This is a genomic window from Mesorhizobium sp. M5C.F.Ca.IN.020.32.2.1 (assembly GCF_004023105.1).
Classification (GTDB): Bacteria; Pseudomonadota; Alphaproteobacteria; order Rhizobiales; family Rhizobiaceae; genus Mesorhizobium; species Mesorhizobium wenxiniae.
The window spans coordinates 1-1,032 of record NZ_RZSX01001360.1 but is presented as its reverse complement, the minus strand read 5'-3'; the positions used below and the strand labels follow the sequence as shown (position 1 = coordinate 1,032).

At 65.5% G+C, this 1,032-nt stretch carries 2 protein-coding genes; one reads left to right on the top strand and one right to left on the bottom strand.

Annotated elements, in window-relative coordinates; genetic code table 11:
• A partial coding sequence (locus tag EOA86_RS35985; protein WP_128345780.1) for a PDZ domain-containing protein occupies positions 1-448 on the top strand: 448 nt, incomplete at its 5' end.
• A gap of 3 nt (positions 449-451) precedes the next feature.
• Here the strand turns inward: EOA86_RS35985 and EOA86_RS35980 are convergent.
• Positions 452-1,032: arginase family protein (locus tag EOA86_RS35980; protein ID WP_206630251.1), on the bottom strand; the 581-nt coding region annotated here is incomplete at its 5' end.

The following is a 1,032-nucleotide window of genomic DNA, read 5'->3' as shown; positions in this document are numbered from 1 at the left end:
TCCCGGCGGCCCGCTGGTGCCGTCGGCGGCCGAGGTCATCGGCGTCAACACCGCCATGATCCACGGCGCGCAAGGCATTGCCTTCGCGGTTGCCTCCAACACCGCCAATTTCGTCATTTCGGAGATCATCCGCTTCGGCCGCGTCCGCCGCGCCTTCATCGGTGTCTCGGCCGATACGACAAACCTGCCGCGCCGCGCCGCCCTTCTGTCGCAAGTGTCGAGCAGCACGGCGGTGCGCCTGCGCAGCATCGAGGCGAACAGCCCGGCGGCCAAGGCCGGGCTCAGGGAAGGCGACATCATCGCCGCCATCGACGGACGCCCGGTCACCGGCGTCGACGATCTGGTGCGCCTGCTCGACGCCGAGCGCATCGGCCGCGAGACGGTGTGCACGGTGGTGCGCCGCTCCGGCATTACTCAGGTCACGGTGATGCCGGTGGCGCGAAGCTAACGATTATCGCGACGCATAGATCTGGCCAAGCAGCGAAACCAGCAGCACGGCCAGCTCTCCGGTCGGATCGAGGTCAGGATCGAAAATGGTCATATCCATTCCGGTGCAGCGCGGAACCGCTACCAGCGCCGCGAGAATGGCGACGAGATCGTCGGGATCGATGCCGGGACTGCCTGGTGAATCCACCGCCGGCATCACCGTCTGATCGAGCGCATCGACGTCGAAATGCACCCAATAGGGCCAGCCGGTTCGCGCCAGCGTTGTCCAGGTCTTTTCCAGGACCTTTGCCGCGCCAAGCTCTCGCACGGCAAAGACGTCGATCAGCGTCATCGCGGTCGAATTGATGTCAGGCCAGGCGAAGTCGGGGTCGCGGTTCTCGCGTTCGCCGATCTGAATCACCTGTTCGTCCGCAACAAGGGGGTTTGCGATTTCAGGCCAGTCGGTCAGCAACGGCTCGCCACGTCCGGTGGCGAGCGCAAGGTCCATGCCGGCGACCGAGCCGAGCGAAGCGTTGATGTCGTAGTTGCCCGGATGGCGGAAATCGCTGTGGCCGTCGACATGGACCAGCGCCAGCGGACCAGATC